Genomic DNA, 13,957 nt, shown 5'->3' with positions numbered 1-13,957 from the left:
GAAGGGATGATCCTCGAGCGCAGCATGGTCGAAACCATCGCGGCGGCACTTTCCGCACACGGTCTCGTGCTTTGCGGCGGCTTCAATTTTGCAGGCGCTGAGAAGGCGCCTTCCGATCTCTCCGGCGCTGCCGCCAAATCCATCCTGCTGGTGGGGCAGGCGGGTGCCGCACCTTGGCCGCACTTCATGCGCTGGCTGGAGAAACAGTCACAGCCGATCGACGATCCGCTCGACAGATGGTCGCGCGAAGTGATCGGCGCGGTGGCCGGAAAATTCGGGGCGCGCGCGGTGTCGCCGTCCGACAGGCCTTATCTGCCATTCCAGCAATGGGCGATGCGTGCGGAGGGGCTGAAGCCGTCACCGCTCGGCATTCTCATGCATCCGCAATATGGGCTCTGGCATGCCTATCGCGGCGCGCTGCTGTTCGAAGACGAAATTGCGCTCCAAGAACCCCGCGACATAATTCACCTTTGCGATACATGTCTGGAAAAACCTTGCCTGAAATCCTGTCCGGTAAAGGCTTATTCTGCGGATGGGTTTGCACATGAAACCTGTCTGGCCCATGTGCGCGGGCAAAACGGCGCGCCCTGCCGCACCGGCGGCTGCCTTGATCGCAACGCCTGTCCTTACGGCACCGACTATCGCTATCCGGCCGAAGTTCAGGCCTTTCACATGGCAGCATTCGCGCGTCTGTAGCGTCGCCGATGCCGCACGAAATCTTGAAGCAGATCGCCTCACTACAGCTTGCCGCGACGGTCACCGCGGGTATCTATCGCACGCCGGGCCGGTCGGCATTGTCGGCTACTGCATGGGTGGAGCGCGGGCGCTGAACGCAGCGGCCAGCTATCCCGGCCGCATCGTCGCGGCGGCCAGTTTCCACGGCGGCAATCTGGCTGGTGACGCTGCCAACAGTCCGCACCGGAAGGCCGCTTCGCTCAAGGCAAGGGTTTATATCGGTACGGCCGGCACAGATCGCAGCTTTCCGCCCGCGCAAACGGCGCGGCTGGCTGAAGCGCTGCGCGCGGCCGAGGTCGACCATGTCATCGAGAACTATGCCGGCATGGCGCACGGCTGGTGCGTGCCGGACCACAGCGCCTTCGATGCAGCCGGCGCCGAGCGCCACTGGAAGCGGCTGACGACGCTGTTCGCGGAGACGCTCGGTCAGGGCACGCCAACCGTTACGACGTGACGGCGCGCCAGAAAATTCTTTCCATCGCCCCAAGGAACAGCCATTAGCCTTCGTCCAACAGGCAATGATGGCGATGATGCTGGACGAAAGCGAAGCCTCCGACGCTGAACTGATCGGGCGGGCGAAGGGCGGAGATCGGGGTGCTTTCGGCAAGTTGCTCGAAAGGCACTACGGTTTCGTCTATCGCGCCGCCTATCGCTGGTGCGGGAAAAAGGCCGACGCAGAAGATATCGCCCAGGAAGTCTGCGTCCGGATTGGCCGGGCGATCCGCGACTATCATGGCAGCGGCGCCTTCACGACATGGCTCTACGCCATGACGCTGAATGCGGCGCGCGACATGATGCGCAAGACCGCCCGCGAGACGGTCAAGACCGATGCCTATGGCGCCTATGTCCTGATTTTGGGGGAAATCTCGGCTGAGCCGGAAGACCCGGCCGAGGCGCTCTGGGCGGCGGTGCGCAAGCTGCCGGACAAGCAGCGCGACGCGGTGCTGCTGGTCTATGGCGAAGGGCTGAGCCATGCAGCCGCCGCCGAGGCGATGGCGATCTCGGAGACGACGGTTTCCTGGCACATCCATGAAGCGAAGAAACGGCTGAAGACGCTGATGCGTTCAGCCGGGGAAGTGTGACCATGGTCGACGACAACGAACTCAAGAGACTGCGCGACATCGCGGCACCGGCGCCGGACGCGGACGCAAAGGCGCGTGCCCTCCAGGCCGCGCTGCGCGCCTATGACATGGAAGAAAGAACTTTACCGGCCGCCCAAGGATCGGTGAGCGGGCTTCGTCTCACAGAGCGAGCACAAAGGCTCTGGAGCGAAATCATGCAAAAGAAACTCTTCGCCACGCCGGCCCTCGCCGGGCTCGTTGCCCTGCCGATCGCCGGATACGCTGCCATGTACATGCTTGGGGAATCCACATTCAGCGGGCCCGAATTCGGCGGGGACGATAAGATCACCGAAACGCTGGCCGACAAGCCGGCGACCGTCAAACCGCCGGTCGTGGCCGAAGCGGACAAGCAGAAGAAGGCGGATGCTGACAGTGAAAATCGCGACGTCGGCGAGGCGCTTGTGGCGCCGACATCGCCGCCGAAAGCGGAATCGACGGCAGTCGGTGGGTTGACGCAGCAGGACGTGCTCACCCGCAATGCTCCCGAACCGGCGCAGAGTGGCGAGTTTGCGCTGAATGGCGGCACCAGCACCGCGGCTCCGGCGGTCGATGGCGGCGCGCGGGTCGGACGTATGCCTGGCACGGTTGCCGAGCCCAAGCTGATGGCACAGCAGCCTGCCGCTGCGCCGGCCGACCAGATGCTGCCGCAAGAGGAAAACCGCGATCGCATCGAGAATTTCAAGACCAATCCGGTGCATGCCGCGCTGGAAGATCCGGTCTCGACGTTCTCTATCGATGTCGACACCGCTTCCTATTCCTTCGTGCGGCGCTCGCTGAAGGAAGGTTTTATTCCGCAAGCCGATACGGTGCGCGTCGAGGAGATGGTCAACTACTTCCCCTATGAGTGGAAGGGACCGGGCTCCGCCTCGGCGCCGTTCAACTCGACCGTCAGCGTCATGCCGACCCCGTGGAACGAGCACACCAGGCTGATGCATGTCGCCATCAAGGGCTTCGACGTGAAGCCGGCCGAGCAGCCCAAGGCCAATCTGGTCTTCCTGATCGATGTGTCGGGCTCGATGAACGAGCAGGACAAGCTGCCGCTCCTGCAGTCGGCCTTCCGACTGCTGGTCAACAAGCTGAGACCTGACGACACCGTCTCGATCGTCACCTATGCGGGCGATGCCGGTACCGTGCTGGAGCCCACCAAGGCTTCGGAAAAGGACAAGATCCTCGCTGCCATCGACAATCTGACATCGGGCGGCTCGACGGCAGGCGAGGCCGGCATCAGGCAAGCCTACCGGCTGGCGCAGAAATCCTTCGTCAAGGACGGCATCAATCGGGTGATGCTCGCCACCGACGGTGATTTCAATGTCGGCCAGACCGACGATGACGATCTGAAGCGGCTGATCGAAAAGGAGCGCAAGACAGGCGTATTCCTGTCGGTGTTCGGCTTCGGCCGCGACAATCTGAACGATCAGATGATGCAGACCATCGCCCAGAACGGCAATGGCACCGCTGCCTATATCGATACGTTGGCGGAGGCCGAGAAGGTACTGGTCGAGGATGCCTCCTCGACACTGTTCACCATCGCCAAGGACGTGAAGATCCAGGTCGAGTTCAACCCGAACAAGGTTTCGGAGTACCGGCTGATCGGCTACGAGACCCGCGCCATGAATCGCGAGGATTTCAACAATGACCGGGTCGACGCCGGCGAGATCGGCTCAGGCCATTCGGTCACAGCGATCTACGAAATCACGCCTAAGGGCAGCGGCGGCGAACAGATTGATCAACTGCGCTATGGCCAGGCCTCGGTGAACAATGGCGGTGTTGCCAATGCCGACGAATATGCCTTCGTCAAGATCCGCTACAAGCTGCCGAACGAGGACACTTCGAAGCTGATCACCACGACAGTGACGTCAGCCAACGAAGTGGCGTCGTTCGACCAGGCCAGCACCGACCAGCGTTTCTCCGTTGCCGTTGCTGCCTTCGGCCAGAAGCTGCGCGACGAGGATGCGACCGCGAAGTTCGGCTACGACAAGATCATGCAGATTGCCACCGCCGCCAGAGGAGCCGACCCGTTTGGATACCGGTCCGAGTTCCTCTCGCTTGTGCGCCTTGCCTCGGCGCTCGGCGGTAACCGGTAGTGGCAATGACGGCCGGTTTCTTTCAGATGGAATCGTTCTGATAGGGGGAGCCGGCCTACGGGCGGGTGAGGCAGGCCGGCGAGGGAAACCTTGCCGGCCTTTTTTTCGGCGCCGCACTGCTTCGCGCGGACCATGTCGCAGACGAAAGCGTCAGGCGCGTCCGCGGCGCCGCTCGCGGCGGGCTTCGCTGGTCTCGGCGACGTTGACCGTAGCCTGCTTGTTGCGCATTGGGCCGATGCGTTCGACGATCTGCTCGACGGTCGGGCGATCCGACTTGGTGTGCGCATCGAGCGCCTTGCGCATGGCGGCAAGGTGCTGGAACGAGGTACCGCAGCAGCCGCCGACGATCTTGGCGCCGGCATCGACGGCTAGGCGCACATAATCGGCCATCAGCTCGGGTGTGCCGGAATAGTAGATCTCGGCACCGCGAAATTCGGGAATGCCGCAATTGCCCTTGACGATCACCGTTGCTTCCGGCCTCGCCTCGGTCATGTCGAGCAGGGAGGCGAGAATGTCGGAGGCGCCGACACCGCAATTGGCGCCGACACCGAGCGGTGTCTGCGACAGGCCATCGACGACGCCGTGGATGTCCTTCGGCAGCAGTCCCATCATGGTGCGGCCGGCGGTATCGAAGGAGCCGGTATAGGTATACGGCAGGCCGACGCGGATGGCGGCTTCGGCGGCCGCACGGATCTCGTCCGGCGCCGACATGGTTTCGATCCAGGCGACTTCGGCGCCGCCCGCCTTCAGCCCCTCGATCTGCTCGGCAAAGGCCTCGACCGCCTCGTCATAGGTCATGGCGCCAAGCGGTACCAGCAGCTCGCCGGTCGGGCCGACGGAGCCGGCCACGATCACCTTGCGGCCGGCCTTTTTTGCAACGGCGCTTGCGATCTCGGCGGCGCGCTTGTTCAGTGCATAGACCCGGTCCTGCGCATGATGCAGCTTGAGCCGATGGCGGGTGCCGCCAAAAGAGTTGGTCAGGATGATGTCGGCGCCGGCATCGACAAAGTTCTGGTGCAGGCTGGTGATGGTATCGGGTGCGGTCTCGTTCAAGAGCTCGGGAGCCTCGCCGGCCTCAAGGCCCATGGCGAACAGATTGGTGCCGGTGGCGCCATCGGCGAGCAGGACGCCCTTTTCGGCAAGCAGCGCGTCGATCGGATTGGTCATTGTGGAATACGCCTTCCCGGAGAATTATTGAGATAACGATATAAAGAATTCTTTATGTGACGTCAATGTCGGCGTGGGAAACAACCGGTCAAAATCGCATCTCCGCCAGCTTTCGTGTGAAGCTGGCCGCCTCATGCGCGTTGACGTCCGCGGCACGGATCAGATTGTCGAAATGGCTGGTCAGGATGCGGATCGGCTGCGTGGCGTTCAGCACCAGATACATGTCGCCGACGTAAATGGCAGCGCGATAAGGTCCGAAGATCGTGTAGGGGATCGAATAGCGCATCCGCCCGTCATAGAGAAACAGGCGGAAGGTGGGATAGAGGTCGTCGAGCAGTGTCGCCATGTGCAGGAGTTGCTGGTGGCGGTCGGCCTCCGGAAAGCGGTCCCACACGCCCAGCCCGCGCGCGAAGATCTCCAGCGTGTGGCGCGGCATACAGACTTCCATGTCGGTTTCGGGCCGTCGGTTGTAGTCGATGCGATACTGCGTTTCGCCGGCCTGTGCCTCGCGGCTCTTGTTGGCGATGACGGCTTCATAGTCGACAAGCGCCTCGGTGCGCAGAAGATCGGGAATGCCGGCCGGCACGTAGCGGATTTTCGTTCCCGCCGCCTCGGCATGCCAGCGAGCCAGCAGCGTGCGGTCGAAGCCGTCCGGCGCCTCCTCGATCTCAAGGCTCTCGCGGATTTCACCGGTGACGCCCTCGTCGTGGCTGAGGCCGAGCAGCCAGTCGAGCGAGACTTTGAATTCGGCGGCGATGTTAAGCAGCGTTTCAGCACGGGGAAGGCGGGTCGAGCCGCCGGAGAGCAGCTGCGACAGTGCCGAACGGTCGATGCCAACCGCACCGGCGAACGCTGACTGGTTCAAATCGGACCTTGTCAAGAGCATTTTCAGGCGCTCACGAAAGATCGTCGACAGGTCGCGTTTGTCCAAATCGCCGTCCCACTCGATAGGAGGAAAAATTTGCGCTGAAACCTGCGAGCGCGGAGCTTCAGGCGTAAATGAATCCGGTTCGTTGTTTACAATACATAACATATGCAGCTGAAAATGCGCAATCGCAACAGTTTGTGCGCTTTATCGCGTTGCCCCGATGCAACACTCCTGACACAATGCTGTCAGGAATCAAACGGGTTCCGGCGACTGGAAGGCAGTGGTCGATAGCATGACGAGCATGGGCAATAGGCGACACGGCGCAGCAGCCATCGAATGGCCGACCGTATTTCTCGCACTTCTCTGCTACGGCGGCTGGCTCGCTGCCGGCTTTCTGCTCTGGCCATCCTACCCGCTGCTGGCGCTCGCCTTTCTGACCCTGATTGCGACGCTGCAATCCTCGCTGATGCACGAGGTCCTGCACGGCCACCCAACCCGGAACGCGCGGCTCAACGAAGCGTTTGTGTTCCTGCCGATTGGCCTTGTCTGGCCGTTTCGCCGGTTCAAGACCATTCACCTGCGCCACCATGCAGACGAGCGCCTGACCGATCCGCTCGACGATCCCGAAAGCTATTACAAGGCGCTCTGGCAGCACGAGGGACTGCCGTCGGCGATGAAATTCCTGCTGAAGATCAACAATACAATGCTCGGTCGTTTCGTGCTGGGCCCGTGGCTGTCCTGCATAGGCTTTTTCATCGGCGACGCCAGGCAGGTCGTCGCGGGCGACAAGGTCGTCCGCAAGGCCTGGCTGCTGCACGCTATCGGCCTCGCCATCGTGCTGCCCATCGTGCAGTTCGGCTTCGGCATGCCGTTGTGGCTTTACGTTCTGGTGCCTGTATGGTTGGGACAATCGCTGATTTCGATCCGCACCTACGCCGAGCACCAATGGTCGGAACATCCGGAGGGCCGCACGATCATCGTCGAGCGCTCGCCGCTGTCCTTCCTGTTCCTCAACAACAATCTGCATTTCGTCCATCATAAGAGCCCGACGGTGGCCTGGTACAGGCTGCCGAAACTGTTTCGCGACCGCCGCGACGAGTGGCTGCGGATGAACAATGGCTACGCCTATCCGAACTATTTCGCGTTGCTCAAGGCCTATGCCTTCAAGGCGAAGGAGCCGGTCGTCCATCCCGTGCTGCGGCGCATGCCGGAACCGGGACGCGCATTCAAGCCGCGTGTCAGGGCACGCAGCCTCAATGGGCTTGGCAGCGCACCGGTACCCGCCGAGCCGCCGAAAGAGTGAATTTTGCGTTGTTGCAGGCGGTTCCGCGCGGACGACGCTTTCCTGAACTTGTCAATTTCCTCGCATAACGGTCAAATCCCCGGCATGAGCGAATTCATTGCGGCTTTGCCGATGTATGACTGGCCGGAAGCGCGGGACGAGGTCGACGCGCAATGGGCGCGGTTGCGCGATACCTTCAGACAAAGAGGCATCGATGCGCCGGAGACGATCATCCGCCGCAATGGCGATTTGCCTCCGGTGCCTGGCGGTATCCGAGACGATCAGGGAAAACCCGTCGCGCCAGATCCGGCGACATTGCCGCCGGACGAGCTGGATTTTCACCGGCTCTGGCTGCACCCGGCGCTGCTCCTTGCGCAAACCTGTTGGGGACCGATGGAACTCGGCCTGTCGCAACGTGTCCAACTCGTCGGTCAGCCGCGTTACGATGCCTTCGAGGGTGGACAGGGCGAACTCTATTCGAGCGCCCTCATCATGAGAGCGGGCGAGGCACCGCAGGCAAGGTCGCCGGCCGACGGCGGTGCCGTCATTCCGCTCGATCTGCTGCGCGGCCAGCGTTTCACCTTTAACAGCCTGGATTCCATGTCGGGCATCATCGCGCCAACTCGCGACCTGCAAGTATTGGGCGAGAGTCTGGACATCTTTTCCGCGTTGAGCGAAAGCTGTGGGCACCGTGCTTCGATCGTTGCCGTTGCCGAGGGCAGGGCCGACGTCGCGGCGATCGACTGCGAGAGCTGGGCGCTGGCGCAGCGTTTCGAGCCTGCGGCGCAGAAGGTGACGGTCGTCGGCTGGACAAGGCGTCGCAAAGGCTTGCCGTTCATCACGGCCAGGACAACGCCGGAAACGATCGTCACCACGATGCGCGAGGCGATCGCAGCGCTCATATAAACGCGTCGCGTCGGGCGGCCTCATGCGAGCACTTTAGATTCCAGTTTACGCATGTCGTTATCGCAGAACCGCTGCACACCCTCGGGTCAAGCCCCGGGGGCATGCTTTTGCGCGACATGCATTAGCGTCGCTCAGCCGCCAAGCAGCCGATTGTCGAGCGGGTAGGTCGAAAGCTTCTCATTGCCGGACTCGGTGATCAGTATCTGTTCCTCGATCTTCACGCCTTCGTAGCCGCCAAGTCGACCGATATAGCTCTCGACGCACAGCACCATGCCAGGTTCGAGCACGCCGTCGGGTGTGTCGTCGGTCCAGTCGCTAGCATGCAGCAAGGTCGGGTATTCGTCGGCAAGACCGACACCGTGATAGAGCACCCCGTAACGGGCCGGGAAGCAGTCCCCCGGCGGCACTGACGAGCGCTCGACGAGGTCGCGGAACGATACGCCCGGCCGCATCAGCTCCGTGTTGTGGGCGATCTGGCCGGCGGCGATGCGGAACAGATCGCGCTGCTCCTGCGACGGCCGCGCGTCACCGCAAAGCCAAGTGCGCGAAAGGTCGGCGCAGAAGCCGTAAGGACCGATCAGGTCGGTATCGAAAGCGACGAGCTCGCCGGCCTCGATCGTCCGCGACGAGCACTCCTGGAACCACGGATTGGTGCGCGGACCCGACGACAGGAGCCGGGTTTCGATCCATTCGCCGCCGCGCGCGATGTTGCCACGATGGAGTTCGGCCCACAATTCATTCTCCGAGATGCCAGGCCTCAGCGCCTGCTCCATCTCGCCCATCGCTGCCTCGCAAGCGACGATCGCCCGGCGCATGGCAAGGATCTCGTCGGGCGATTTGATCAGCCGCGCATTTTCCATCACCCCTTCGCCATTGCCGGTCGAAATGCCGAGACGGGCGAGCTCTTCGATGCCCTCGGGATTGATGTGGTCGACGGCGATGCGGCGATTGCCGCCGCCATGTTCCAATACCAGCTCGGCGATGCCGGCTGCCCAGCGGCGGACTTTTTGACCGGTCAGCTCGCCGCTGTAGAGGTAAGCCCACGACACCGCCGGCCGCACCTCGTCGACGACGCCGGAATGATCGGAAAGGTGCTCGCAGGAGAAGTAGTCGAACAGCACCACCGGGCCATCGGTGGCGACGAAACAGTGCCTGGTCCGATTGTGTGCGACCCAGAGCTGCATGTTGGTCGCATCCGTCGCATAGCGGATGTTGACCGGATCGTAGAGCAAGGCTCCCGCATAGTCGCGGCGCTTCAGCTCGGCGCGGATGCGCTCGAGCCGGTATCGGCGCATGGCGGGCAGATCAGGGGCAGCAATTCCCGCCGCCTGCCATTCGGCTTCCGCCAGCGCTCCATAGCCCAGCGCATGCTGGTTGAGTTCAGCGGCCTTCAGCCGCGATTTTCTGCGCAGCACATCGTTCGAGCCGTCCGGCTCGAACGGCATGATCTTGCGGTGATGACGGGGCCGGTCAGTCGGGTTCCTGTCCACCGTCGGCTCCTCCGCTAACGCTTTCTTTTGGCGCCGTGGCTCCTCCCACCGCCATTCTCTTCAATCTTACATAGGCGCCGGACCGGGTGGACTTGTCGGTGCCACGCAACAGCAAAACCATCATTTGCCGCGGCTGGCCGTCCGCCTCATAGCCGGCCGCTTTGAGCTGCTCCAAAATGACCGGACGCGGATCGTCGCGGTCAAGCCAGACGAGTACGGCCGGCTCCTGCATCAGCATTTCGAAATTAGGCACTTCCTGGTCAAGTGCGACCAGTTTTTCGTCGACCAGCCGCAGGTTTCCGACCCATGCACCATCAGATATTGCGGTTTTGACCGGTCCGTCCGCAGTCAGTTGGCGATAGAGGGCGGGGTAATCCACGCGGATCATCCGCGACAGACCACTGGTCCCGTTTATCTGGACGTACCAGGTGGCGGGCGCGAGGAGCACGGCGATGATCGCTCCAGCCGCGATTACCAGGAGCTGCGCATTCCTGCCGTGCGGTGCCAGCCGTTCCATAGTGGCGACGATGGCCAGCGGCAACATGAACAGGACAGGTAGCAGCCAGCGGTCCTTGACCACCGTCACGCCGGTGGCCAGTACCAGTATTGCAAGCATGGCCAGGCCGAGCGCCAAGGCACGCCGCAACAGAATTTCCCGAGCCGGACCTTTCGGGTGCCACTCGGAGAAACGAAACCCGGCCAGCCCGAAAGCCAGCGCGGAAACGAGCACCGGCAAGACCGCGAAATTGAAGGTTCCCATGATAAACTTGCCGGCACCGACAAAGGCCGCCGCCATGCGCCCTCGTTGCGAGTCTATTCCGAACTTCTCGCCTCTCGACAATAAATCGGCGGGATGCATGAGGCTCCAATAGGTGGTTGGCGCCAGCACCAATATCGCGACCGCTACGCTGATGGCGAACTTCGGATCGAGGATTACGCTGCGCCATTCGCGCAGCGACAGCACTGCCGCAACAAGGGCCACTACGAGGAAGACATCATTATATTTGGCAAGAATTGCGGCCGCCGTGGCCAAGCCAAACGCCGCATAGGCGACCGTGCTTCGCCGCTCGATAAGATAGGCCATGGCGAGCAGGAGCAGCGAGCAGAAGGCGACGACGGCGACGGAATGCGACAAGGCGCGCTGCGATTCCCAGACGATTTGCGGGATCGTAAACAGGCCGAACATGGCCGCCGCCGCTGTCGCTTTGGTGTAGCCGAACCGCCGCATGGCGGCGAACACGCTGCAGGCGGCGAGGAACAGCACGGAGTATTTGACGAGCTTCAGCGTGAAGATACTTGTGCCGAAAACATGCGCGGCCAGCCAGTTGATCCAGGTGTAGAGGGGTGGTTGCGAGCCGCCATATCCAGCCCAGAGATACGGTATATAGACCAGCTGCTCCGCATCATCGATGCCGACGCCGGTTCCCGCCCAAGAGCTCAACAGGGACAGTATGATGGTCTGCAAGGCGAAGTAAGCCGCGACCATGACGATCGCCGCCGGGAACGGGCCGATCCGTCCCTCGGCCAGCCACTCGGCCCATCTCAGATTGTACTTCAATGAAATCTCATCGCCCTTGCCAGCAGAGTGTTGCCGGCTGCGCTAGCATGAAGAGCATGCTCCGCACAATGCGACCGGCTAGCTGCGCCTACGTCCTCATCTTTTCGCCGCTCGGATCGAACGGCGGTTCGACATTGATGCGTGCGGGACGCCGGTGGCCAAGGATTTCGATCTCGAACAGGCCGGCGCTCTCGTTCTCGGCAAGCGCTGCCGGTACATAGCCTTGCGCCATCGACTTCTCGACATAATGCGCATAGCCGCCGGAGGTGACCCAGCCGACCACGCGCCAGTCGCCGTCGACAATGCCGCGCACGGCAGACGCGCCTTCGGCGGCGTTCGAGCCGCGCACTTCCTTGCCGCCCGCGTCGAAGCGCGGTGCACCGTAGCCATGCGGCTTTTCCACCGTGCCGTAATCCTTGCCGCCGACTTTGGCCCAGATCGGCTCGTCGCCCATGACGTCGGCATCCGCGGCATCGACGATGAAGGAAACGCGGCGCAGCTTCGGCCCTGCCGCCTGTTCCCTGGCTGCCGCCTCCCGGCCGATGAAATCGTTCTTCTCCAGCTTGATGAAGCGGTCCATCGAGCCTTCGAATGGTCCGTAGATTGGACGTAGCTCGCGGAACCAGGTCGGGAAGTTCTTCTCAAGGCGCATCGAGAGCAAAGCCCGCATGCCGAAATCGATAAGGCCAAACTCTTCGCCAGCCTCCTTGATCGCCTTGTAGACCAGGCGCTGGTAGGCGGGCGCCATCCAGATCTCATAGCCGAGGTCGCCGGTGTAGGTGATGCGGTTGACCATGCAGGGCGCGCCGCCGACCGCCATCTCGCGGAAATCCATGAAGCGGAAGGCCTTGGTCGAGATGTCGACATCGACCAGTTTCTGCAGCAGGTCACGCGATTTCGGCCCGGCGATGGAGAGGCCGACCAGCGTCTGGTCGAAGCGGTGGATGCGCACCTCTGACGCCCTTGGGCCGTCCTTGGGCAGATGCTTCTCGAACCAGCGCATGTGGTATTTCTGCGCTGCCGAAGAACCCCAGATCATGAAGCGTTCTTCGCCCGCCTTGGCGATGGTGAAGTCGCCGATCAGCCGGCCGAACTCGTTCAGCATCGGCGTCAGCACGATGCGGCCGGTCTTTGGCATGCGATTGGTCATCAGCCGGTTGAGGAAATCCTCGGCCCCTGGTCCGGAGACTTCGTATTTGGCGAAGTTGGCGATCTCGGTGACGCCGACCCTCTCGCGGGTGGCTCGCACTTCCTCGCCGATCGGGCCAAAATCGTTGGAACGGTGGAAGGACACGATGTCCTTCGGCTCAGAGCCTTTCGGCGCGAACCAGAGCGGGGTTTCGAGCCCCCAGCTATCGCCCATGACCGCGTTATTGGCGAGCATCGTGTCGTAAAGCGGGGTCGTCTGCGCTGGTCTTGCCGCCGGCAATTCCTCGTTGGGAAAGCGGATGGAGAAACGGCGCGAATAGTTTTCGCGCACCTTTGCGTTGGTGTAGCGCAGCGTTGCCCATTCGCCGAAGCGGGCCACGTCCATGCCCCAGACGTCGAAGCCCGGATCGCCATGGACCATCCAGTTGGACAGTGCGAGACCGACGCCGCCACCCTGGCTGAAGCCGGCCATGACGGCGCAGGCGCACCAGAAATTGGTCAGGCCCTGCACCGGGCCGACCAGCGGGTTGCCGTCCAGCGCGAAGGTGAAGGGACCATTGATGATCTGCTTGATGCCGGCCTTCTCGATGCCGGGGAAATGCTTGAAGCCGATCTCGAGCGACGGCGCGATGCGGTCGATGTCGGGCTGCAGCAGCTCGTGGCCGAAATCCCACGGCGTGTTGACCGGCGACCACGGCTTGCAAGCCTTTTCATAGGTGCCGAGCAGGATACCGTTGCGCTCCTGGCGGGTATAGATCTCGCCCTTGAAATCGAGCACGCCGATCATCTCGCGGCCGGTCGACTTGTTGAATTCCTCGACCTCCGGCATCGGCTCGGTCAGGAGATACATGTGCTCCATGGCCAGCACCGGCAGTTCGACGCCGACCATGCGACCGATCTCGCGCGCCCACAGGCCGCCGCAGTTGACGACATGCTCGGCTTTGACCGTGCCTTGCTCGGTGACGACGTTCCAGGTGCCGTCGACCTCCTGCGTCAGTTCGACGACGCGGTTGCGGAGCACAATCTCGGCGCCCAGCTTCCTGGCGGCCTTGGCATAGGCGTGGGTGGTGCCGGAAGGATCGAGATGGCCCTCGACCGGATCCCACATGGCGCCGACGAAATTCGTCTCGTCCATCAGCGGGAACATCGCCTTGGCTTCGGACGGCGTGATCAGTTCGGTATCCATGCCGAGATAGCGGCCCTTGGCGTGGGCGAGCCGCAAGAAGTCCATGCGCTCGGGCGTGTCGGCCATCATCACGCCGCCGGTCAGGTGCAGCGAGCAAGATTGGCCGGAAATCTCCTCGATCTCCTTGTAAAGCTGCACCGTATAGGCCTGCAGCTTGGCGACGTTGGGATCGCCATTCAGCGTATGGAAGCCGCCCGCCGCATGCCAGGACGAGCCGGAGGTGAGCTCCGAACGCTCGATCAGCAGGATGTCGGTCCAGCCAGCCTTGGCCAGATGATAGAGCACCGAGCAGCCAACGACCCCGCCGCCGATGACAACCGCTTTTGCATGAGATTTCATGAAGATAGTTCCGTTTTTGGAGAGATTGAATCGAGTGAGCGGGGGCGAAAACAAAGCGGATGTTTTCGGCCA

General features: G+C 62.4%; 10 protein-coding genes and 1 pseudogene. 6 read left to right on the top strand and 5 right to left on the bottom strand.

Annotated elements, in window-relative coordinates; all coding sequences use genetic code 11:
* The first annotated feature begins 6 nt into the window (after positions 1-6).
* The 4 genes and pseudogenes from NKJ12_RS26160 (at position 7) to NKJ12_RS26145 (ending at position 3,940) form a co-directional block, all read left to right on the top strand.
* Positions 7-696, top strand: coding sequence for a hypothetical protein (locus NKJ12_RS26160; RefSeq protein WP_352706034.1), 690 nt, complete (start codon positions 7-9; stop codon positions 694-696).
* Between the two features lie 85 nt (positions 697-781).
* A pseudogene (locus tag NKJ12_RS26155) lies at positions 782-1,189 on the top strand (dienelactone hydrolase family protein); the annotation flags it as partial.
* Between the two features lie 67 nt (positions 1,190-1,256).
* A complete protein-coding gene (locus NKJ12_RS26150) occupies positions 1,257-1,817 on the top strand; it encodes an RNA polymerase sigma factor (protein WP_352706031.1) in 561 nt (186 codons plus the stop codon).
* 2 nt (positions 1,818-1,819) lie between these two features.
* Positions 1,820-3,940, top strand: coding sequence for a vWA domain-containing protein (locus tag NKJ12_RS26145; RefSeq protein ID WP_352706029.1), 2,121 nt, complete (start codon positions 1,820-1,822; stop codon positions 3,938-3,940).
* 150 nt (positions 3,941-4,090) lie between these two features.
* Here NKJ12_RS26145 and bmt read toward each other — a convergent pair whose 3' ends face one another.
* Both bmt and NKJ12_RS26135 read right to left on the bottom strand, forming a co-directional pair.
* Positions 4,091-5,107 (bottom strand): betaine--homocysteine S-methyltransferase, encoded by a 1,017-nt coding sequence (gene bmt / locus NKJ12_RS26140; protein ID WP_352706027.1) that lies wholly within the window; start codon positions 5,105-5,107, stop codon positions 4,091-4,093.
* Between the two features lie 88 nt (positions 5,108-5,195).
* On the bottom strand, positions 5,196-6,038 hold the full coding sequence (locus NKJ12_RS26135; RefSeq protein ID WP_254818179.1) for a helix-turn-helix domain-containing protein: 843 nt from the start codon (positions 6,036-6,038) through the stop codon (positions 5,196-5,198).
* Between the two features lie 229 nt (positions 6,039-6,267).
* Here NKJ12_RS26135 and NKJ12_RS26130 point away from each other — a divergent pair, with 229 nt between their 5' ends.
* Together NKJ12_RS26130 and NKJ12_RS26125 are read left to right on the top strand one after the other, a co-directional pair.
* Entirely contained in the window at positions 6,268-7,278 is a 1,011-nt protein-coding gene (locus tag NKJ12_RS26130) for a fatty acid desaturase (protein ID WP_352646899.1), read from the top strand.
* A gap of 84 nt (positions 7,279-7,362) precedes the next feature.
* The gene (locus NKJ12_RS26125) at positions 7,363-8,163 is read left to right on the top strand and encodes a phosphate/phosphite/phosphonate ABC transporter substrate-binding protein (RefSeq protein ID WP_352706025.1); all 801 of its coding nucleotides are present in this window, start codon (positions 7,363-7,365) and stop codon (positions 8,161-8,163) included.
* A 131-nt stretch (positions 8,164-8,294) separates the two neighbouring features.
* On the opposite strand, the gene NKJ12_RS26120 is transcribed toward NKJ12_RS26125, so the two are convergent.
* The 3 genes from NKJ12_RS26120 to NKJ12_RS26110 form a co-directional block, all read right to left on the bottom strand.
* Entirely contained in the window at positions 8,295-9,608 is a 1,314-nt protein-coding gene (locus NKJ12_RS26120; RefSeq protein ID WP_352706060.1) for a M24 family metallopeptidase, read from the bottom strand.
* Between the two features lie 25 nt (positions 9,609-9,633).
* Positions 9,634-11,211, bottom strand: a complete 1,578-nt coding sequence (locus NKJ12_RS26115) for an ArnT family glycosyltransferase (protein ID WP_352706023.1) — start codon at positions 11,209-11,211, stop codon at positions 9,634-9,636.
* Positions 11,212-11,299: 88 nt separating this feature from the next.
* Positions 11,300-13,885: a GcvT family protein gene (locus NKJ12_RS26110; protein ID WP_352706021.1), complete on the bottom strand. Its 2,586-nt coding sequence runs from the start codon at positions 13,883-13,885 to the stop codon at positions 11,300-11,302.
* Positions 13,886-13,957 lie beyond the last annotated feature (72 nt).

Origin of the sequence: Mesorhizobium sp. M0195, from assembly GCF_040322115.1 — a bacterium.
Lineage (GTDB): Bacteria > Pseudomonadota > Alphaproteobacteria > Rhizobiales > Rhizobiaceae > Mesorhizobium.
This window is presented reverse-complemented; position numbering and strand designations above follow the sequence as displayed.